The organism is Tissierella pigra (genome assembly GCF_018917845.1).
Classification (GTDB): domain Bacteria; phylum Bacillota; class Clostridia; order Tissierellales; family Tissierellaceae; genus Tissierella; species Tissierella pigra.
In genome coordinates this window covers 2606800-2627039 of the sequence record NZ_JAHLPJ010000001.1, presented here as the reverse complement: position 1 = coordinate 2627039, position 20240 = coordinate 2606800, and the positions used below count along the sequence as shown (strand labels likewise).

Genomic DNA, 20240 nt, shown 5'->3' with positions numbered 1-20240 from the left:
AAAAAGTAGTTGACAGCAAATGGAAAATTTGCTATACTGAATAAGTTCCCTCGAGAGAGGAAACGAGAACCTAGAAAACTAAACAGTGTGAGAAACTTTGAATTATAAAAAGTAACACATGAAACAACAGTCAGCAAATTTGAGCTAATCAGACTTTTAAATGAGAGTTTGATCCTGGCTCAGGACGAACGCTGGCGGCGTGCCTAACACATGCAAGTCGAGCGAAGTTTTCAAAGCGGATTTCTTCGGAATGAAGCTTTGATTATCTTAGCGGCGGACGGGTGAGTAACGCGTGAGAAACCTGCCTTTCACAAAGGGATAGCCTCGGGAAACTGGGATTAATACCTTATGACACTTAAGAGTCGCATGACTTTTAAGTCAAAGCGTAAAGCGGTGAAAGATGGTCTCGCGTCCCATTAGTTAGTTGGTGAGGTAATGGCTCACCAAGACCGCGATGGGTAGCCGGCCTGAGAGGGTGAACGGCCACACTGGAACTGAGACACGGTCCAGACTCCTACGGGAGGCAGCAGTGGGGAATATTGCACAATGGAGGAAACTCTGATGCAGCGACGCCGCGTGAACGATGAAGGCTTTCGGGTCGTAAAGTTCTGTCCTTGGGGACGATAATGACGGTACCCAAGGAGGAAGCCCCGGCTAACTACGTGCCAGCAGCCGCGGTAATACGTAGGGGGCAAGCGTTGTCCGGATTTATTGGGCGTAAAGGGTGCGTAGGCGGCCATTTAAGTCAGATGTGAAAGATCACGGCTCAACCGTGGTAAGCATTTGAAACTGAAAGGCTTGAGTTAAGGAGAGGAAAGTGGAATTCCTAGTGTAGCGGTGAAATGCGTAGATATTAGGAGGAATACCAGTGGCGAAGGCGACTTTCTGGACTTATACTGACGCTGAGGCACGAAAGCGTGGGGAGCGAACAGGATTAGATACCCTGGTAGTCCACGCCGTAAACGATGAGTGCTAGGTGTTGGGGGTCAAACCTCGGTGCCGCAGCTAACGCATTAAGCACTCCGCCTGGGGAGTACGTACGCAAGTATGAAACTCAAAGGAATTGACGGGGACCCGCACAAGCAGCGGAGCATGTGGTTTAATTCGAAGCAACGCGAAGAACCTTACCAGGGCTTGACATGCCCCTGACCGTCCTAGAGATAGGACTTTACCTTCGGGTACAGGGGACACAGGTGGTGCATGGTTGTCGTCAGCTCGTGTCGTGAGATGTTGGGTTAAGTCCCGCAACGAGCGCAACCCTTGCCTTTAGTTGCTACCATTAAGTTGAGCACTCTAGAGGGACTGCCGATGACAAATCGGAGGAAGGTGGGGATGACGTCAAATCATCATGCCCTTTATGTCCTGGGCTACACACGTGCTACAATGGTCGGTACAGCGAGCAGCGACTTAGTGATAAGGAGCAAATCTCTTAAAGCCGATCCCAGTTCGGATTGTAGGCTGCAACTCGCCTACATGAAGTCGGAGTTGCTAGTAATCGTGAATCAGAATGTCGCGGTGAATGCGTTCCCGGGTCTTGTACACACCGCCCGTCACACCATGGGAGTTGGCAATACCCGAAGCCAGTGAGCTAACCTTTGGAGGCAGCTGTCGAAGGTAGGGTCAATAACTAGGGTGAAGTCGTAACAAGGTAGCCGTATCGGAAGGTGCGGCTGGATCACCTCCTTTCTAAGGAGTTCAAAAGAACTCACACTGTTTGTTTATAAATTTGGTTCGCTAAAATTACAGAATCAATCACATTGAAATCCTTTGGATTTCAATTGTTAATTGTAGACTGTGAAATTGTGAATTAACGTGGGGGTGTAGCTCAGTTGGGAGAGCACCTGCCTTGCAAGCAGGGGGTCAGGAGTTCGACTCTCCTCATCTCCACCATTATGACCTAACACAATGAGCGTAGCGAATTGATGTAGGTCAAACGCAACGAGAACCAAATCTACACGAGCGTAGCGAGTGAATAGATTTGAGTTGCGAAACTGCGATGAACATTGAAAACTAAAGAATGCAATATAAAATAAGTAATTAAGGTCAAGTTATTAAGGGCGTAGGGCGAATGCCTTGGCACCAAGAGCCGATGAAGGACGGGATAAGCACCGATATGCTTCGGGGAGTCGCAAATAGACTGTGATCCGGAGATTTCCGAATGGGGAAACCTACTTGAGCAACCCTCAAGTATCATGCACTGAATACATAGGTGTATGAAGGAAGACCAGGGGAACTGAAACATCTAAGTACCCTGAGGAGAAGAAAGAAAAATCGATTTCCTAAGTAGCGGCGAGCGAACGGGAAACAGCCCAAACCAGATTTATCTGGGGTTAAGGACCAGCATAACGGAATAAGGAATCTAATAGAAGAGGATTGGAAAATCCCACCAAAGACGGTGATAGTCCGGTATATGAAAGATGAATTTACCAGCTGGTATCCAGAGTACCACGGGACACGAGAAATCCAGTGGGAAGTAGGGAGGACCACCTCCCAAGGCTAAATACTCCTTGGTGACCGATAGAGAATAGTACCGTGAGGGAAAGGTGAAAAGAACCCCGGAAGGGGAGTGAAATAGAATCTGAAACCCTACGCCTACAAGCAGTGGAAGCACATTATTAGTGTAACCACGTACTTTTTGTAGAACGGGCCAGCGAGTTATGGTAGTGAGCAAGGTTAATGACTTAAGGTCAGGAGCCGTAGGGAAACCAAGTCTTAATAGGGCGAAATAGTTCCCTGCCATAGACCCGAAACCGGGTGACCTATCCATGGGCAGAGTGAAGTTGAAGTAAAATTCAATGGAGGCTCGAACCCGTTAGCGTTTAAAAGCTATGGGATGACCTGTGGATAGGGGTGAAAAGCCAATCGAACTCGGAGATAGCTGGTTCTCCTCGAAATAGCTTTAGGGCTAGCCTCAAGGAAGAGTGAAATGGAGGTAGAGCACTGAATGGTCTAGGGGCGCATAGCGTTACCAAAACCTATCAAACTCCGAATGCCATAATCATACCCTTGGGAGTCAGACTATGTGGGATAAGCTTCATAGTCGAAAGGGAAAGAGCCCAGATCACCAGCTAAGGTCCCTAAATCCAGATTAAGTGGTAAAGGATGTGAGGTTTCACAGACAACCAGGATGTTGGCTTAGAAGCAGCCATACATTTAAAGAGTGCGTAATAGCTCACTGGTCGAGAGACCTTGCGCCGAAGATTTCCGGGGCTTAAATCTGGTACCGAAGCTGTGGGATTCGAAAGAATCGGTAGAGGAGCATTGTGTGTGGGTAGAAGGTATACCGAAAGGAGTGCTGGACTGCACACAAGAGAGAATGCTGGCATAAGTAGCGAGAGGTGAGTGAGAATCTCACCCGTCGAAAGCCTAAGGTTTCCTGAGGAAGGTTCGTCCACTCAGGGTAAGTCGGGACCTAAGCTGAGGCTGAAAAGCGTAGGCGATGGACAACAGGTTGAAATTCCTGTACTAGTTACAAGCGTTTGAGAGATGGAGTGACGCAGGAGGATAAGCTAAGCGTGCCGTTGGTTGAGCACGTCCAAGCTTTTAGGGAGTTGAGATAGGCAAATCCGTTTCAACAATCCTGAGAAGTGATGGGGATCGAAAAACAAGTAGAGAAGTAGCTGACTCCACACTGCCAAGAAAAGCTTCTATCGAGTAAGTAACTACCCGTACCGCAAACCGACACAGGTAGGCGAGGAGAGAATCCTAAGACGAGCGGAAGAACCATTGTTAAGGAACTCGGCAAAATAGCCCCGTAACTTAGGGAGAAGGGGTGCCAGGGAAACCTGGCCGCAGTGAATAGGCCCAAGCGACTGTTTACCAAAAACACAAGTATCTGCTAAGTCGAAAGACGAAGTATAGGTGCTGACACCTGCCCGGTGCTGGAAGGTTAAGGGGAAGAGTTAGGGAAACCGAAGCTTAGAACTTAAGCCCCAGTAAACGGCGGCCGTAACTATAACGGTCCTAAGGTAGCGAAATTCCTTGTCGGGTAAGTTCCGACCCGCACGAAAGGTGTAACGATTTGGGCACTGTCTCAACAATGGATCCGGTGAAATTGTAGTATACGTGAAGATGCGTATTACCCGCGACAGGACGGAAAGACCCCGTGGAGCTTTACTGCAGGCTGACATTGGATTTTGGCATTGCATGTACAGGATAGGTGGGAGGCTTTGAAGCCAGGGCGCCAGCTTTGGTGGAGTCAACCTTGGGATACCACTCTTGTAATGCTGAAATTCTAACCTGGTACCATGATCTGGTATAGGGACACTGTCAGTTGGGCAGTTTGACTGGGGCGGTCGCCTCCTAAAGAGTAACGGAGGCGCTCAAAGGTTCCCTCAGCACGGTCGGAAATCGTGCGAAGAGTGTAAAGGCAAAAGGGAGCTTAACTGTGACACCAACAAGTGGAGCAGAAACGAAAGTTGGACTTAGTGATCCGGTGGTTCCGAGTGGAAGGGCCATCGCTCAACGGATAAAAGCTACCCCGGGGATAACAGGCTTATCTCCCCCAAGAGTCCACATCGACGGGGAGGTTTGGCACCTCGATGTCGGCTCGTCTCATCCTGGGGCTGGAGTAGGTCCCAAGGGTTGGGCTGTTCGCCCATTAAAGAGGCACGCGAGCTGGGTTCAGAACGTCGTGAGACAGTTCGGTCCCTATCCGTCGTGGGCGTAGGAAATTTGAGAGGAGCTGTCCTTAGTACGAGAGGACCGGGATGGACAGACCGCTGGTGTATCAGTTGTCATGCCAATGGCACGGCTGAGTAGCTAAGTCTGGAAGGGATAAGTGCTGAAGGCATCTAAGCACGAAGCCCCCCTCAAGATAAGATTTCCCACTTTTAAAGATAAGACTCCAAGAAGACCACTTGGTAGATAGGTCTCAGGTGTAAGAGTAGTAATACTTTAAGCTAAGAGATACTAATAAGTCGAGGACTTGACCTTATGACCTAACACAATGAAACTTTGTTGAGTTGATGTAGGTCAAACGCAATGAGTACCAAATCTAATAGATTTGAGTTACGAAACTGTGTATATTGCATTTAATAGTTTTCGTCTGGTGACGATAGCAAGATGGACACACCTGTACCCATACCGAACACAGAAGTTAAGCATCTTAACGCCGATGGTACTTGGTTGGAAACGACCTGGGAGAGTAGGAAGTTGCCAGGCTGATCTTGGGTAGCTCAATGGCGGAGCAACCGGCTGTTAACCGGTAGGTTGTGGGTTCGAGTCCCACCCCAAGAGCCATTAGAAACATAAAAAACGCCGGAGTGGCGGAACAGGCAGACGCACAGGACTTAAAATCCTGCGATCCTCACCGATCGTACCGGTTCGATTCCGGTCTCCGGCACCAATTAATTCTGAATTATAAAAGAGTTAAGGGTGTAAAACGATACATATATAATGTGTATAGGGAAGTAGTATATTAATATAATGCCGCGGGATGGAGCAGTCTGGCAGCTCGTCGGGCTCATAACCCGGAGGTCGTCGGTTCAAATCCGGCTCCCGCAACCATAATTTTTAAAGAAGTCAATGTACAAACACTAAAAAAATTTGGCGGCGTAGCTCAGTTGGCTAGAGCATGCGGTTCATACCCGCAGTGTCAGCGGTTCAAATCCGTTCGCCGCTACCAAAAAAATAAATAAGGCCCCATGGTCAAGCGGTTAAGACATCGCCCTTTCACGGCGGTAACCCGGGTTCGAATCCCGGTGGGGTCACCATTTATGGGCGCATAGCTCAGTTGGGAGAGCACCTGCCTTACAAGCAGGGGGTCACAGGTTCGAGCCCTGTTGTGCCCACCATAAATGGCCTGGTAGTTCAGTTGGTTAGAATGCCAGCCTGTCACGCTGGAGGTCGAGGGTTCGAGTCCCTTCCAGGTCGCCATTACAACTTTAATACAAGAAGCAAATTTAACAAATGCTGGCGTAGCTCAATCGGCAGAGCAACTGACTTGTAATCAGTAGGTTGGGGGTTCAATTCCTCTCGCCAGCTCCACAATGAGGAGGAGTACCCAAGTGGCTAAAGGGGACGGACTGTAAATCCGTTAGCTAAGCTTTCACTGGTTCGAATCCAGTCTCCTCCACCATTATAATTTAATACGCGGGTGTAGCTCAGTGGTAGAGCCCCAGCCTTCCAAGCTGGTTGCGAGGGTTCGATTCCCTTCACCCGCTCCATAGATTTGTTATAAATCTAAAAAAATAAATTTGCGCCTATAGCTCAGTAGGATAGAGCAACGGACTTCTAATCCGTGTGCCGGGGGTTCGAATCCTCCTAGGCGCGCCAAATGATGGGGTGTAGCCAAGTCGGTAAGGCACTAGACTTTGACTCTAGCATTCCACAGGTTCGAGTCCTGTCACCCCAGCCATTGAAATAAATAACAATTATATATGATCCATTAGCTCAGTCGGTAGAGCACCTGACTTTTAATCAGGGTGTCCCGCGTTCGAGTCGCGGATGGATCACCATATGGAGAGGTACCGAAGCGGTCATAACGGGGCGGTCTTGAAAACCGTTAGGGTGCAAGCCCACGTGGGTTCGAATCCCACCCTCTCCGCCAAATAAATAAATTTAGTTCCATAATACTATGGAGAAGTACTCAAGTGGCTGAAGAGGCTCCCCTGCTAAGGGAGTAGGTCCTTCACGGGGCGCGAGGGTTCAAATCCCTCCTTCTCCGCCAAGTATGGTAGGGGCCTTTAGCTCAGTCGGTTAGAGCGCCCGGCTCATAACCGGTAGGTCCGGGGTTCGAGTCCCTGAAGGCCCACCATTTATAACCTAATTTAATCAGTTTTCATAGGTTAGGCAAGAATTATGGATAAGTAAAAACGATTCAATAAATTTAAACGTGCCCGGATAGCTCAGTCGGTAGAGCAGTAGACTGAAAATCTACGTGTCGCTGGTTCGATTCCGGCTCCGGGCACCATGTTTGTTTTTGGGGCCTTTAGCTCAGTCGGTTAGAGCGCCCGGCTCATAACCGGTAGGTCCGGGGTTCGAGTCCCTGAAGGCCCACCATTATTACTTGTAGGGGTGTAGTTCAGTGGCAGAACGTCGGTCTCCAAAACCGAATGTCGTGGGTTCAAATCCTGCCACCCCTGCCAATTAAATTAAAAAAATATAATATGGGCGCATAGCTCAGTTGGGAGAGCACCTGCCTTACAAGCAGGGGGTCACAGGTTCGAGCCCTGTTGTGCCCACCATATATGACCTAACCGGCAAACGATAGTAAGCTAATGTAGGTCAAACGCAATGAGCATCAAATCTATATAAGTATAACGAGTAAATAGATTTTAGTTGCGAAACTGCGAAACTTTTGGACCTGTAGCTCAGGTGGTTAGAGCGCACGCCTGATAAGCGTGAGGTCGGTGGTTCGAGTCCACCTAGGTCCACCATAGTTTATAATAATTTATATACTATGGGCCTTTAGCTCAGTCGGTTAGAGCGCCCGGCTCATAACCGGTAGGTCCGGGGTTCGAGTCCCTGAAGGCCCACCATAAAAAACAGACCATAAGGTCTGTTTTTTTATTTTGTTACTATATTTATAGTACATTTTTAAGCATCTCTTTAACTAAATTTTTAATATTATCCATATGATAAGTTTTTTCTATAGTAAGTATAATTATATTAGGTGGTAGACGATATTCTGTTAAATCTCTAATATGCTGTAAATCATATATCTGATTAGTGTCTATATAAATACACTTTTGCTCTTTAGATATGAATCCTTCCTTGAATTCTATAGATAGACAAATATTATTAAAGTCTTTAGTTACAACACTATAGCCCTCTCCATAATATTTTATATTATTTTTTAATTCATTATTTAATATTCCACTTATATTTAGAATATCTCCACATTTTTCTATGCTTTCAATTACAAGTTTTGTACTTTTATCTATTGAATTGATATATATACTCTTTTTTTCATCCAATATATCCAATATTACTATTATATCTAGCATATGAACTAAATCATCATAATTATGTCTTAATATATCCTCTTTCAATAAAAGGTTTTTAGATTTTATATAATCATAGTAGAACTTAATGCAGTCTCCTCCAGTATATTTATCTTCTCTGATAAAACCTAAACTTTGTTCAATGGTTTTTAATTTTAGATTAGGTAGGTTCAAATAGAGTCTATTTTTTCTAATAATTTGATAAATATCAAAAGATTTTCCTTTGTCAAATACATAATCAACATCATATTTTCTTAGTCTATGTTCTATAAAAGGAATATCAAAGGAATCACCATTAAATGTAATAATCTTATCAAAAATAGACAAATCCTGTATAAATTTATTTAACACATCTAATTCTTTATTAATATTGTTAGCAAAGTATTGATTTAACACCCAATTTTCAGTACTTTCATTAAAGTACAAAAGACCAATTAAATATATAGCACTATTATTTCTATTTAGTCCTGTAGTTTCAATGTCCATAAAGCATACTTTTTGATTCTTAAAATATTTCTCCATGTTTAAAGTATGTTCAATTATATTAGTTATAGTTTCCATAAAAAATTCACCCTAAGTCCTTCATATGTTATAATAATATTATACATTTTAATAGGTATAAAATCAAAGTTTATATATAATTGGTAAAGGACTGAAAGGAGAAAGTAATATGACCGAGCTTGAAAAAAACATATCTTTTATGAAAGATTATGAATTAAAAGAGAAGATTATATATTTAAATACAAAACAATTAAATTTAATTAAAAAGTCTAGTTATTTGAATGTATTTAATGGAGTCACAATGTTAAAAAACACTTTAAAAGACAATTTAGATAAAAATGAAACAGAATCTAATATTGAAATAAGCTCATTAGAAAATTATTTAAATAAAGCCATTAATCTAATTGAAGATTCCATCTGTAATGATGATGAAGAAAAGAAACAAAATAGATTAATAGAAGCTATAAATATTAGACAGGAATTATATGAATTGGCATCCATTATAGACGGATATAGTATAGAATTATCTTATGTCAGAGAACTCGTGGATTATTATGGAACTAAAATTATAACTAAAAAAGATTACGAAAAAATTCCATATAATAATATGAGTGTAGAAGAATTAATAAAAGAAGTTAATAATTTACTAGATAATCAAAAGCAAAATTATTTTAAGTATATTAATATTATATCCAATGTTATTTCAGTTTTACCAATGAGATTAACCAAAGATAAGTATTTTAATATAGTTCAAAATACCATAATGAGGAATCTAAAATTATATACAAAACCAGAAGCAGAGAATCAAATAAATGAGTATAAAAAACAATTTGATAGTTCTTTGAGAAATGGCTATGGAACTAAATTTGATTATTGCTTTAGAGAAATTCAAAAACTAAGGCATATAGATTTATCCAATAAAAGTTTAGAAGAAATAGATGAAGTTGCTGAAAAAATAGTTTCTTTAAATAGAAAGATAGATGAAATGTTTAACTTCATCTTGCAACTAGGACTTATTAGTAATTTAGTTATAGTTATAAATTTAATTAATGATAATAAAATAGAAGAAATAGAAGAGGTATATAGACAGTGGAAGAAGAGTATTATAGATGGAAACAGAAAGTATATAGAAGATAGTCAAAAAAATATTGAGAAAAAAATCAAACAAATAGAAAAGGATATGCTAGGAGATTTAGAAGAGTTTAATATTTTAAATTCAGAGGCAATAAGTAGGGAAACTTTTGACTATGAGAAATTAAATGAAGATTTATTATATACAAAAAAGGTATTAACTTATTATAATGATTTTAAATTGACAGACCATAAAGTACTATTTCCAGAGGATGGGGAAACAGTAGGAGCTGATTACTTAGAACAAATAGTTGATTCTTTAATTCAATATATAAATAGATCTTTGGGAAAAATGACAAACATAGAAAGAAAAATAAGAATGAGAAAACTATTGTCTCAGATAGAACTTCCTTTTAGAGGAATAGAAGAATTCAATGATTATATTAGGTATTCTTTAGATATACGTGTAGTTCCAAAAGAAGAGATTAATTTTACAATAGATTATATATTATATTTTATTGATAACTTACCAGAGGGAAAATAATAAGATATAAAGGTGTCAATTGACACCTTTATATCTTATTCTATATCATCATTGAATTCTTCTGCTTCTAGACTATGAAGTCTATCTCTACATCCAGGACGATGAGGAGGACGAGGTGGGTCTACTTCATCCCCTATACTATTACTATCAATTTGTTTAGGGAATAGTGTTGGGAATGTTGAACATATTGGCGATGTTTCTGGGGATAATTCAGCGAATCCTGTTGAAAGAACACATAATTGAACAGGAAGAATTATTTTCTTTTCACAAGTAATGCAGATTGCAATGATTAAGTCAATTCTTACTTCACCAGTTTCTGGATTTACACGAATATCTCTAGAAATACTATTTGTACCTAATCTTGTTTCACATAGTATATTACAGAATTCAGCAAATCTTGGGAAGAAAGCTGAATTAAATACTGAAGGTATACATAGCTCAAAGAAGTTAGTTAAAATTATAGGCGCATTAACTGGTGCAATAGGAACGTTAGATGTTAAAGTTATAGTATTTCTTCTTCCTCTAGAGTCTTGAACTAGTACATCTATTTCAATAAATACATTTCCTCTTAATGCAATTCTTTGAGTACCGAATACAGGAGTACCTCTGCCTCTATCATCACATTCTGTAGTATCAGCAAATATTATCTTTTGGTTTCTCATTCCATCTGGACCAACTACTTCTACAAAGCATCCTTTTTCATCTCTAATAAATTCTCCACCTGAAAGTATAGTCTCTGGATCTATAACTAAATTACGAGGATCATTAATATTTGCAGGGTTGAAGAATCTTCTACATCTAATATCAACAACTCTTACAATTCTTGATCCTACGGGTAAATGTGGAGTAAATCTGATGTTGTTGACTGTACTTAAAGCTTGTAAATTTACAAGTGTTGCATCATAAACTTTTTGTACATAAACAGGCTCAGTAACTACTCTTCTTAAAGTACCATCCCATTCACAGCCTGTATTTCCAATACAACATCTATCACTAATATTTTGAGTAAGATCTTCTGGTAATATGTTAGGATTCATTCTATTTCCTCCTTTTAAATAATATAATTTTACTACTCAATCATAATATATTCCATGGGATAATATTGTGTTACAAATAAAAACTGTAATATAAAATATATAAATATAATACTTATTAGTAAGTGGAAACTATTAGAATTAAATAAAAAGGTGGTGGAGTAATGACTTTTTTTACTGATAAATGGACTATTGCAGAATTAGCTTCAAATAATATGGTTTTAGTTAGGAAGTCAAAGACTAATATATTATTAGAAAAGGTAGTAAGTGAAGTAAGCTTTGACAGTAGAGAAGTTGTAACTAAAGATATATTAGAGGAATATGATATGGAAATTGATGAATTAAATAATATTTATATATTATATCAAAATACAGAAGGTCATCTTATTTTGAACATACTAAGAAGTAAAAAGAAAGAGGAAGTAAAACTTACTGCTGAACCAATAAGCGAGGTATTTGACTTAAATATTATAGTAGAAGGAAAGGAAATCCATATACTTTACATGATTGAAGTACAAACTAAGGAAAATCAATATAGAATAAATCATCATTACTATGATGGTACTAAATGGAGTACATATGGAGTAGATGAAATAACTAGAGAAAAGGTTTTAAATCCAATTAGAATAATAAAACTAGAAGGAGATATTTTAATATCTTACTATAGTAATGACCGAGAAATAAATTTAAGAAGGTTTAGAAATAAAAACTTAGAATGGGAAGATAAATTTAATATAGTAAATACAGAAAATCATAAGGTATTTTTAGATATGATAAAGCATAAGGATATAATTCATTTAACTTATTGTGAGTTTATAGATGGAAATTTAGTTATACGATATAATAAGATATTATATGATAAATACAATAAACAATATATAAAACATAAATCAGAATATATTTCTAACGAAGGAAGTCCAGCTTATCCTAATATTATATTCTACGAAGATAAATTATGGATTACATGGGTAGAATTAAATAAGGTTGTAAGTAGATATAGTGATAATCAAGGAGATAGTTGGGATAGTATATATGAGTGGAGTGAATCTGGAGAAATAGATTTTGTAAGGTATAAGTATATAAATGCAAATCCTAGTGATAATATAATACTTAAATACTCTTTTGGCAGTATATATCCAGAAGTAAGATTTATTGGATTTGGTCCGTTGGAGAATGCAGTAGAAGTCCCAATAAAAAAAAAGGGGCACAATATATTCCCGAGGATTTAAAAAACACTATAGACAGATTAGAGAAGAAAAATAGAGAATTAGAAGAAAGTATAATTAAAATTGAAGATTTCTTGGTTAATAGAACAAAAGGGAGGTATGAAAGAACAAGAAAAAGGCTTTAAAGCCTTTTTCTTTATTGTTGTTATAGAAATAGGTTTTGTTCAATAATTTCTTTGATTTCAGACATAGTATCAGTTAAGCCTAAAGCTAACATAAGTTTAATTCTAACTTTTTGTCCAGGTAAATTACCTCCAAAAATAACACCAAGTTCACGTAAATGTTTACCTCCACCTTCGTAGCCATAGGAGTCTAAGACTCTGCCTGTAGGACATCTTGAAACCATAACAACAGGAATATTCTTACTAATAGCTCTTTTTATACCGGGAATCATAGCAGGGGGTAAGTTTCCTCTACCTAAAGCTTCTACGACTAAACCACTATAGCCAGCATCGATGTAAAAATCCAATATATCTGATTCCATACCTGGTACAGATTTAATAAGACCCACCTTTTCCTTTATAACATTTGTATCAATAAATTGATGAGAAACCATATCTCTATAGAATATAACCTCATCATTATCTACAATTCCTAAAGGACCAAACTCTGGAGATTTAAATGTATCTAAAGATAAAGTATTAGTTTTTGTTACTTCACTAGCAGCATTGACTTCATTATTCATAACAACTAAGACACCTTTATTTTTAGATTTATTCGAAATAGCAGTACATAAAGCCGCTGAAAGGTTACTAGAACCATCATATCCAAGTTCAGAACCATTTCTCATGGCACCCACTACAACTATAGGTTTAGAAGTTTTTATTATTAAATCTAGAAGATATGCAGTTTCTTCTAAAGTATCTGTTCCATGAGTCACAATAACTCCAGTAATATCATCTCTTTTTATTACTTCTTTTACTAACTTTGCTATTTCCATCATCATAGAAGGAGTAATATGAGGGCTAGGGATATTTGCATAATTTATTACTTCAATATCAGAAAAACTCTCTATATTTGTAACCATACCAATAATTTCTTCTGATGTTAATGCTGGAATAGCTGCATGAATACGAGGATCTATTTTCATAGAAATAGTACCACCAGTAAAGATTATAGCAACTTTATTTTTGTTAGACATATTTATACCTCCAATTAATTATATTAATAATCATAAATATAATATAACATAATTATAATATTAAAAAAACATAAAAAAAAGACTCCATCAGGAGTCTTCACCCATTTTGGATGTAAATAAACCGTTCAAAAGGGGTATTGGGAATAGAGATCTTATTTGAGGTTACCAGGGGGATAACCACAATCTAATTATAGCAAAGCTCGACAAATTATGCAAGAGTTTTTAAAAAAAACTTTTTATTCGACATAAAGGCTACATAATATAATGAAATAGTTGAAATTTATTTCCCTTTAATATAATATCTAAATCTTGTATAATAAATATAATAGATAGGTAGGAGGTTAATGATATGTTTTTAGAATTGGAAAAGGTATTAAAGAATAATGGCTTTATAGTCAAAACATTTGAAAACACAACAAAAGCAAAAGAAGAATTGCTACTAGATATAAAAAAAGAAGATTCCGTAGGAATTGGCGGTTCTATGACCATACAAGATATGGGTATTTATGAGGAGTTAAAAGAAAGAGGAAATGAAGTATACTGGCATTGGAGGAAAGATACCCAAAATCCTATTGAAAAAGCTATGACATCAGATATTTATATTACAAGTACCAATGCTATAACATTAGATGGTAAGCTTGTAAACATGGATGGAAATGGAAATAGGGTTGCATCTATGTTTTTTGGACATAAGGATGTTTATATTGTTATAGGGAAGAATAAAATATGTACTGATTATGATGCTGCCATAGAAAGAATTAGAAATATAGCAGCTCCATTAAATGCAAAGAGATTAAATCTAAATACTCCATGTACTCATACAGGGAAATGTAGTGACTGTGAATCACCAGATAGAATTTGCAAAGTGGAAACAATAATCCACAAAAAACCAAATACTACAACAATCCATATTTACTTAGTAAATGAGGAATTAGGATACTAATAGAAGAGGTGTATTATATTTGATTTATTTAGACAATTGTGCTACAACAAGACTAAGAAAAGAAGTAGTAGAAATCATGCAGAGAAGCATGATTGAAGATTTTGGAAATCCGTCATCACTTCATAGACTTGGTATGAAATCCGAACAAAAAATAAAATCAGCAAGAGAACATATTGCTAATTTTTTAAATGTAGATAAGAATGAAATATATTTTACTTCTGGTGGTACAGAAAGTAATAATATCTCTATTCAAAGTATAACAAATAAGTTGAAAAAAAGAGGAAACCATATAATAACTACAAAAATAGAACATCCTTCTGTATTAAATATAATGAAAAATTATGAACAGCAAGGTTTTAATGTTACTTATTTAAATGTAGATATACAAGGATATATCTCATTAGAAGAACTAAAAGATAATATTAGAAATGATACTATTTTAGTATCAATTATGCACGTGAATAACGAGATTGGCTCCGTTCAGCCTGTATCCAAAATAAAAGATATTATCAAAAAGATAAATCCTAATACATTATTTCATGTAGATGGAATTCAAGGTTTTGGTAAAGTAGAATTGGATTTAAAAAAATGGGAGATAGATTGCTATTCTTTTAGCGGACATAAAATACATGGACCAAAAGGTATAGGAGGACTATTTATAGATAAAAAGCATAGTTTACTTCCTTTAGTTTTTGGTGGAAATCAAGAAAGAGGTTTAAGATCAGGTACTGAAAATTTGACAGGGATAATTGGGTTTGGAGAAGCTGTAAGGGTAATGAATGAAAGTCACAAAATTGAATCTAACTACGTAATAGAATTAAAAGAATATTTTGCAAGAAAAATAGAGACAGAAATACCTTATATAAAATTTAATACATCTTTAGATAAAAACTCTTCCCCATATATTATAAATATATCCTTTAAGCATGTTAGAGGAGAAATATTACTTCATTACTTGGAAAATAAGGAAATCTATGTATCTACTACATCGGCTTGTTCATCAAAGGGGACTGAAAAGAGTCATGTTTTGAAAAGCATAGGTCTTGGAAATGAAGAAATAGAGGGGAGCATAAGATTTTGCTTTTCTTATGAGAATACTATAGAAGATTTAGATTATACAGTAAAGGTACTAAAAGAGTCAGTAGAAGATATTAGGCAAATAACTATGAGGTGATTAAGTGGAAAAAGTACTATCAGTAAGTTTAGGAGAGATTGCTTTAAAGGGATTAAATAGAAAATATTTTGAAGATCAATTGATTAAAAATATGCGAAGAGTAATAAAAGATATTGGTTTTGAGAAGATATATAAAGAACAGGGAAAGATATATATAGAAGCGGAAGAAAACAACTTTCCTAAAATGATAAACAGACTAAAGAAGGTATTTGGTCTTGTATATATAAGTCCGTGTATTAGAATAGAAAAAGATGAGGAACAAATAAAAGAGGCTTCCATAGCAGCAATTAGGGAAAAAATTGACAAGGAAAAAATTAATACTTTTAAGGTAGATACCAATAGAGCAGATAAAAACTTTCCAATTAAATCCCCAGAGTTATCTAGGCAAATAGGAGGTTTGATTCTTCAAAATTTCAAAGAATTAGAGGTAGATGTACATAATCCAGATACTTTTTTATATATAGATATAAAACAAAATGCGTATATCTATACAGAAAAAGTCAAGGGTTATGGTGGACTTCCTTTAGGTACTAACGGAAAAGGATTATTACTTTTATCAGGTGGAATAGATAGTCCTGTGGCAGGTTTTTTAATGGCTAAAAGAGGATTAGAAATATCTGCTGTTCATTATCATTCCTATCCTTTCACTAGTGAAAGGGCAGAGGAGAAAGTAAAGGATTTAGCTAGAATATTATCTAGATATGTAGGTAGAATAAAAATGTATAGCGTGAATCTTTTAGATATACAAAAGGAAATTAATAACAAGTGTAAAGAAAATGAAATGACCATACTTTCAAGAAGGTTTATGATGAAAATAGCAGGTCGAATTGCAGAAAAAGAAGGAATAAATGCACTTATTACAGGTGAAAGTTTAGGTCAAGTAGCCAGTCAAACAGTAGAGGGTATTAGTGTAACAAATAGAGCGGTGGATATTCCAGTTCTTAGGCCCCTAATAGGTCTTGATAAGGTGGATATAATAGATATAGCAAGAGATATAGAAACTTTTGAGACTTCTATTTTACCTTTTGAAGATTGTTGCACAGTATTTTTACCTAAACATCCTGTTACAAAACCTAAAATAGAAGATATATTAAAGTCAGAAGAAGCTTTAGATGTGGAATCATTGATAAATAACGCAATAGAAAATATGGAGTTGATTATAATAGAATAGTTAGAGGAATTGGTTTATTAAACCAATTCCTTTTTCTTTTTTTCAAAAAAACAAATTAACAGTTAAAGAGTATCTAATTTTTAATATATTAAACCTATGATGAAATGGATATGATATGAATAAGTAATCTACATGGTTAAAGTTATAATGTTTTTTTAAATAAAGTATTGACTTTTATACTAAAATTTTACTATAATATGATAGTTGCTAAAAAAGTTTAGTAGTTATAAACTAATTATTTAATATATAACTAGTTTTTTTAGGAGGTGTATTATGAAAATCGGTGAAAAAATTAGAAGACTGAGAATCCAAAATTCTCTTACTCAAGAAGAGTTAGCAGATAGGTCGGAGCTGACTAAAGGATTTATATCTCAATTGGAAAGAGATCTAACCTCTCCTTCAATAACAACTTTAGTGGATATATTAGAAGGTCTAGGAACAAATCTACAGGAATTTTTCAATGAGAATATAGAAGAAAAAATAGTGTTTTCAAAGGATGATGCTTTTGAAACAGAGAATGAAGAGTTAAAATATACTTTAAATTGGGTAATTCCAAATGCACAGAAAAATAAAATGGAACCTATATTAATAGAATTAGAACCTGGGGGAAGGTCTAAAGAGGACTCACCTCATGAAGGTGAAGAATTTGGATACGTAATAAGTGGAAGTATTTCTTTATATATAGGTAGTAAAAAATATAGAGTAAGAAAAGGGGAGAGCTTTTATTATAAGGCTAACTCCAATCATTATATAGCAAATGAAGGCAAAACAAAGGCCTCAGTTATTTGGGTGAGTACACCACCAAATTTTTAAAGATAATGGGGGGACAAAAATGCATACTATAGAATTAAAGAACATTTCAAAAGAATACAATGGAGTTACTGTTTTAAATGATATAAATTTATATATACAAGAAAATGAATTTTTGACTCTTTTAGGACCTAGTGGATGTGGGAAAACTACAACTCTTAGAATAATAGGCGGATTTGAAGAACCCACAAAGGGGACTGTATTATTTGAAGAAAAGGATATAACAGATATTCCACCCTATAAAAGACAAATTAACACCGTATTTCAAAAATATGCTCTTTTTCCACATTTAGATGTTTATGACAATATAGCTTTTGGACTAAAGATAAAAAAGTTACCCAAAAGTGAGATAGACTCTAAAGTTAAAGAGATGTTAAGACTTGTAAATCTACAAGGTTTTGAAAAAAGGAGTATAGATTCCCTAAGTGGTGGACAACAACAGAGAATAGCCATAGCCAGAGCATTGGTAAATGAACCTAAGGTACTTTTATTGGATGAACCACTAGGAGCATTGGATTTAAAACTTAGGAAAGATATGCAGATTGAGTTAAAGAATATGCAAAAAAGAGTGGGAATAACATTTATCTATGTAACCCACGACCAAGAAGAAGCATTGACTATGTCAGATACCATAGTTGTAATGGATAAAGGTAGGATCCAACAAATAGGAACGCCAGTTGATATATATAATGAACCTAAAAATGCTTTTGTTGCTGAATTTATAGGAGAAAGTAATATAATAGATGGAATTATGCATGAAGATTATTTAGTAGAATTTTCAGGTAAGAATTTCAAATGTGTAGACAAAGGTTTTAGAAAAGATGAAAACATAGAGGTAGTTATTCGACCAGAAGATATTGAAATAGTATCAGTAGCAGATGGTCAATTAAATGGAATAGTTAAATCTGTTACATTTAAAGGTGTTCATTATGAAATGATTATAGAATCAAAGGACTTTGAATGGATGATACATTCTACCATAATGAAGGAAGTAGGGACTGAAATAGGAATGACAGTTCTGCCTGAAAATATTCATATAATGAAGAAGGTGAGAGCAGAATGAAGATGAAAAAAGTCGCCTATCCTTATATTCTTTGGATGGCAATATTTATCGTAATTCCACTTTTCCTTATACTATATTTTGCCTTTACTACAGGAGATAGCCAAAACTTTGCTACATTTCAATTTAGTCTAGATAATTTCAAAAGATTCTTTACTCCAACATACTTAAAGGTATTAGGAAGGTCTGTGAATCTGGCATTTATCTCAACTATTATCTGCCTAATCTTAGGGTATCCATTGGCGTATATTATTTCAAAGGCAGAGCCAAGAAAAAGAAATATGATGGTTTTGATGTTGGTTATACCTATGTGGATGAATTTTTTACTAAGAACCTATGCTTGGCTTACTCTTTTAGGGAGAAATGGGTTTATAAATTTTGTAATTACTAAAATAGGATTTAAACCATTAGAACTGATATATAATGACAAGGCAGTTTTATTAGGAATGGTATATAATTTTCTTCCTTTTATGGTTTTACCTATTTATACTGTTTTAATTAAGATAGAAAAGAGTTTAATAGAAGCAGCAGAAGACTTAGGAGCTAATAAGATAGAAGTATTTAGTAAAGTCGTACTTCCTCTTAGTATGCCAGGAATTATTACAGGTATTACCATGGTATTTATACCAGCAGTAAGTACCTTTGTTATATCTGCATTATTAGGAGGAAATAAGTATAATTTAATTGGTAATTTAGTAGAGCAACAATTTAGATGGACTGGAGATTGGCATTTTGGATCATCTATGTCAATAATCCTTATGATATTTATCCTAATAACAATGGCTCTTACATCTAAGTTTGACAAAGAGAAAGAAGGAGGAGGCGGAGGATTATGGTAAGTAGAGGACTTAAAAGATTATATACGTTTTTAATATTTCTATTTCTATATGCCCCTATTATAGTACTTATAGTATTTTCCTTTAATAACTCAAAGTCAAGGGGTGTATGGGCTGGATTTACTTTTAAATGGTATATAGAATTATTTAAAGATGCAGAAATTTTAAAAGCATTGTACTATACATTGCTTGTGGCAGTACTTTCAGCACTTATTTCTACAGTTTTAGGGACTTTTGCAGCCATAGGAATATATAATATGCCAGGATTAAGTAAGAAAATAACTTTGAATTTAAACTATTTACCAGTACTAAATCCAGACATAGTTACTGCAGTATCTCTTATGGCATTATTTAGATTTTTTAAGATGGAATTTGGTCTAGCTACTATGCTTTTGTCCCATATAGTATTCTGTACACCTTATGTAATATTATCAGTATTACCTAAGCTAAAGCAGATGAATAAACATTTAGCAGAGGCAGCTATGGACCTTGGTGCAACTCCTTTTTATGCTTTAAGAAAAGTAATTATACCAGAGATAATGCCAGGAATAATTACAGGTTGCCTTATGGCATTTACATTATCCATTGATGATTTTGTTATTTCATTTTTCAATACTGGAAATAATGTATCTAACCTTAGTATAGAGATATTTTCCATGTCTAGACGTGGAATAAACCCTGTAATTAATGCACTATCTACACTTATGTTTGTAAGTCTGATTATATTGCTTTTAATAATAAATAAAAGAACAGAAAAAAATGAAATAGAAAGAGGTGTCTAAT

General features: G+C 36.0%; 12 protein-coding genes, 23 tRNA genes and 3 rRNA genes. 35 read left to right on the top strand and 3 right to left on the bottom strand.

Going from position 1 to position 20240, the window contains the following annotated elements; translation table 11 throughout:
- Positions 1 to 156 precede the first annotated feature (156 nt).
- The 26 genes from KQI41_RS12930 to KQI41_RS12805 all read left to right on the top strand — a co-directional run bounded on the left by KQI41_RS12930 (position 157) and on the right by KQI41_RS12805 (position 7481).
- Positions 157 to 1686, top strand: a 16S ribosomal RNA gene (locus KQI41_RS12930).
- A gap of 128 nt (positions 1687 to 1814) precedes the next feature.
- A tRNA-Ala gene (locus tag KQI41_RS12925) sits at positions 1815 to 1890 on the top strand.
- Positions 1891 to 2041: 151 nt separating this feature from the next.
- Positions 2042 to 4935 (top strand): 23S ribosomal RNA (locus KQI41_RS12920).
- A 111-nt stretch (positions 4936 to 5046) separates the two neighbouring features.
- Positions 5047 to 5163 (top strand): 5S ribosomal RNA (gene rrf / locus KQI41_RS12915).
- The 16S, 23S and 5S rRNA genes sit together here with 23 tRNA genes alongside, the layout of an rRNA operon.
- A 3-nt stretch (positions 5164 to 5166) precedes the next feature.
- Positions 5167 to 5241, top strand: a tRNA-Asn gene (locus tag KQI41_RS12910).
- A gap of 17 nt (positions 5242 to 5258) precedes the next feature.
- Positions 5259 to 5347: transfer RNA gene (locus KQI41_RS12905), tRNA-Leu, on the top strand.
- An 84-nt stretch (positions 5348 to 5431) separates the two neighbouring features.
- Positions 5432 to 5508, top strand: a tRNA-Met gene (locus KQI41_RS12900).
- 41 nt (positions 5509 to 5549) lie between these two features.
- A tRNA-Met gene (locus KQI41_RS12895) sits at positions 5550 to 5626 on the top strand.
- Positions 5627 to 5639: 13 nt separating this feature from the next.
- Positions 5640 to 5714: transfer RNA gene (locus KQI41_RS12890), tRNA-Glu, on the top strand.
- Positions 5715 to 5719: 5 nt separating this feature from the next.
- Positions 5720 to 5795: transfer RNA gene (locus KQI41_RS12885), tRNA-Val, on the top strand.
- Positions 5796 to 5800: 5 nt separating this feature from the next.
- A tRNA-Asp gene (locus tag KQI41_RS12880) sits at positions 5801 to 5877 on the top strand.
- 35 nt (positions 5878 to 5912) lie between these two features.
- Positions 5913 to 5988, top strand: a tRNA-Thr gene (locus KQI41_RS12875).
- A 6-nt stretch (positions 5989 to 5994) separates the two neighbouring features.
- Positions 5995 to 6079 (top strand) — tRNA-Tyr (locus KQI41_RS12870).
- A gap of 14 nt (positions 6080 to 6093) precedes the next feature.
- A tRNA-Gly gene (locus KQI41_RS12865) sits at positions 6094 to 6167 on the top strand.
- Between the two features lie 32 nt (positions 6168 to 6199).
- A tRNA-Arg gene (locus KQI41_RS12860) sits at positions 6200 to 6276 on the top strand.
- A 5-nt stretch (positions 6277 to 6281) separates the two neighbouring features.
- A tRNA-Gln gene (locus KQI41_RS12855) sits at positions 6282 to 6358 on the top strand.
- A 24-nt stretch (positions 6359 to 6382) separates the two neighbouring features.
- A tRNA-Lys gene (locus tag KQI41_RS12850) sits at positions 6383 to 6458 on the top strand.
- A gap of 3 nt (positions 6459 to 6461) precedes the next feature.
- Positions 6462 to 6550: transfer RNA gene (locus KQI41_RS12845), tRNA-Ser, on the top strand.
- A gap of 29 nt (positions 6551 to 6579) precedes the next feature.
- Positions 6580 to 6670, top strand: a tRNA-Ser gene (locus tag KQI41_RS12840).
- 10 nt (positions 6671 to 6680) lie between these two features.
- Positions 6681 to 6757, top strand: a tRNA-Ile gene (locus KQI41_RS12835).
- A gap of 80 nt (positions 6758 to 6837) precedes the next feature.
- Positions 6838 to 6913 (top strand) — tRNA-Phe (locus tag KQI41_RS12830).
- A gap of 12 nt (positions 6914 to 6925) precedes the next feature.
- A tRNA-Ile gene (locus KQI41_RS12825) sits at positions 6926 to 7002 on the top strand.
- Positions 7003 to 7013: 11 nt separating this feature from the next.
- A tRNA-Trp gene (locus KQI41_RS12820) sits at positions 7014 to 7088 on the top strand.
- A gap of 23 nt (positions 7089 to 7111) precedes the next feature.
- Positions 7112 to 7187: transfer RNA gene (locus KQI41_RS12815), tRNA-Val, on the top strand.
- Between the two features lie 115 nt (positions 7188 to 7302).
- Positions 7303 to 7379: transfer RNA gene (locus KQI41_RS12810), tRNA-Ile, on the top strand.
- Positions 7380 to 7404: 25 nt separating this feature from the next.
- A tRNA-Ile gene (locus KQI41_RS12805) sits at positions 7405 to 7481 on the top strand.
- Positions 7482 to 7526: 45 nt separating this feature from the next.
- Here the strand turns inward: KQI41_RS12805 and KQI41_RS12800 are convergent.
- Positions 7527 to 8507, bottom strand: a complete 981-nt coding sequence (locus KQI41_RS12800) for a ribonuclease H-like domain-containing protein (protein WP_216585449.1) — start codon at positions 8505 to 8507, stop codon at positions 7527 to 7529.
- Between the two features lie 109 nt (positions 8508 to 8616).
- On the opposite strand from KQI41_RS12800, the gene KQI41_RS12795 reads away from it, so the two are divergent.
- A complete protein-coding gene (locus tag KQI41_RS12795; protein WP_154442527.1) occupies positions 8617 to 10062 on the top strand; it encodes a hypothetical protein in 1446 nt (481 codons plus the stop codon).
- Between the two features lie 35 nt (positions 10063 to 10097).
- Here the strand turns inward: KQI41_RS12795 and KQI41_RS12790 are convergent, their stop codons facing one another.
- Positions 10098 to 11099 (bottom strand): hypothetical protein, encoded by a 1002-nt coding sequence (locus tag KQI41_RS12790; RefSeq protein WP_154442529.1) that lies wholly within the window; start codon positions 11097 to 11099, stop codon positions 10098 to 10100.
- A gap of 161 nt (positions 11100 to 11260) precedes the next feature.
- On the opposite strand from KQI41_RS12790, the gene KQI41_RS12785 reads away from it, so the two are divergent.
- Positions 11261 to 12325: a hypothetical protein gene (locus KQI41_RS12785; protein ID WP_154442531.1), complete on the top strand. Its 1065-nt coding sequence runs from the start codon at positions 11261 to 11263 to the stop codon at positions 12323 to 12325.
- A gap of 142 nt (positions 12326 to 12467) precedes the next feature.
- Here the strand turns inward: KQI41_RS12785 and KQI41_RS12780 are convergent, their stop codons facing one another.
- Positions 12468 to 13463, bottom strand: coding sequence for an asparaginase (locus KQI41_RS12780; RefSeq protein ID WP_154442533.1), 996 nt, complete (start codon positions 13461 to 13463; stop codon positions 12468 to 12470).
- Positions 13464 to 13812: 349 nt separating this feature from the next.
- On the opposite strand from KQI41_RS12780, the gene KQI41_RS12775 reads away from it, so the two are divergent.
- The 7 genes from KQI41_RS12775 to KQI41_RS12745 all read left to right on the top strand — a co-directional run bounded on the left by KQI41_RS12775 (position 13813) and on the right by KQI41_RS12745 (position 20239).
- Positions 13813 to 14406, top strand: coding sequence for a lactate utilization protein (locus tag KQI41_RS12775; protein WP_216585448.1), 594 nt, complete (start codon positions 13813 to 13815; stop codon positions 14404 to 14406).
- Between the two features lie 19 nt (positions 14407 to 14425).
- A complete protein-coding gene (locus KQI41_RS12770; protein WP_216585447.1) occupies positions 14426 to 15580 on the top strand; it encodes a cysteine desulfurase family protein in 1155 nt (384 codons plus the stop codon).
- A gap of 4 nt (positions 15581 to 15584) precedes the next feature.
- Entirely contained in the window at positions 15585 to 16751 is a 1167-nt protein-coding gene (gene thiI, locus KQI41_RS12765) for a tRNA uracil 4-sulfurtransferase ThiI (RefSeq protein WP_216585446.1), read from the top strand.
- Positions 16752 to 17024: 273 nt separating this feature from the next.
- Complete coding sequence (locus KQI41_RS12760) at positions 17025 to 17564, top strand: helix-turn-helix domain-containing protein (RefSeq protein WP_154442539.1); 540 nt, start codon at positions 17025 to 17027, stop codon at positions 17562 to 17564.
- Positions 17565 to 17583: 19 nt separating this feature from the next.
- Positions 17584 to 18624: a spermidine/putrescine ABC transporter ATP-binding protein gene (gene potA, locus KQI41_RS12755; protein ID WP_216585445.1), complete on the top strand. Its 1041-nt coding sequence runs from the start codon at positions 17584 to 17586 to the stop codon at positions 18622 to 18624.
- Positions 18621 to 19460, top strand: a complete 840-nt coding sequence (locus tag KQI41_RS12750; RefSeq protein WP_216585444.1) for an ABC transporter permease — start codon at positions 18621 to 18623, stop codon at positions 19458 to 19460. Before potA ends, KQI41_RS12750 begins: the two co-directional genes overlap by 4 nt.
- A complete protein-coding gene (locus tag KQI41_RS12745) occupies positions 19454 to 20239 on the top strand; it encodes an ABC transporter permease (protein WP_154442543.1) in 786 nt (261 codons plus the stop codon). Before KQI41_RS12750 ends, KQI41_RS12745 begins: the two co-directional genes overlap by 7 nt.
- The last annotated feature ends 1 nt before the right edge of the window (position 20240 follow it).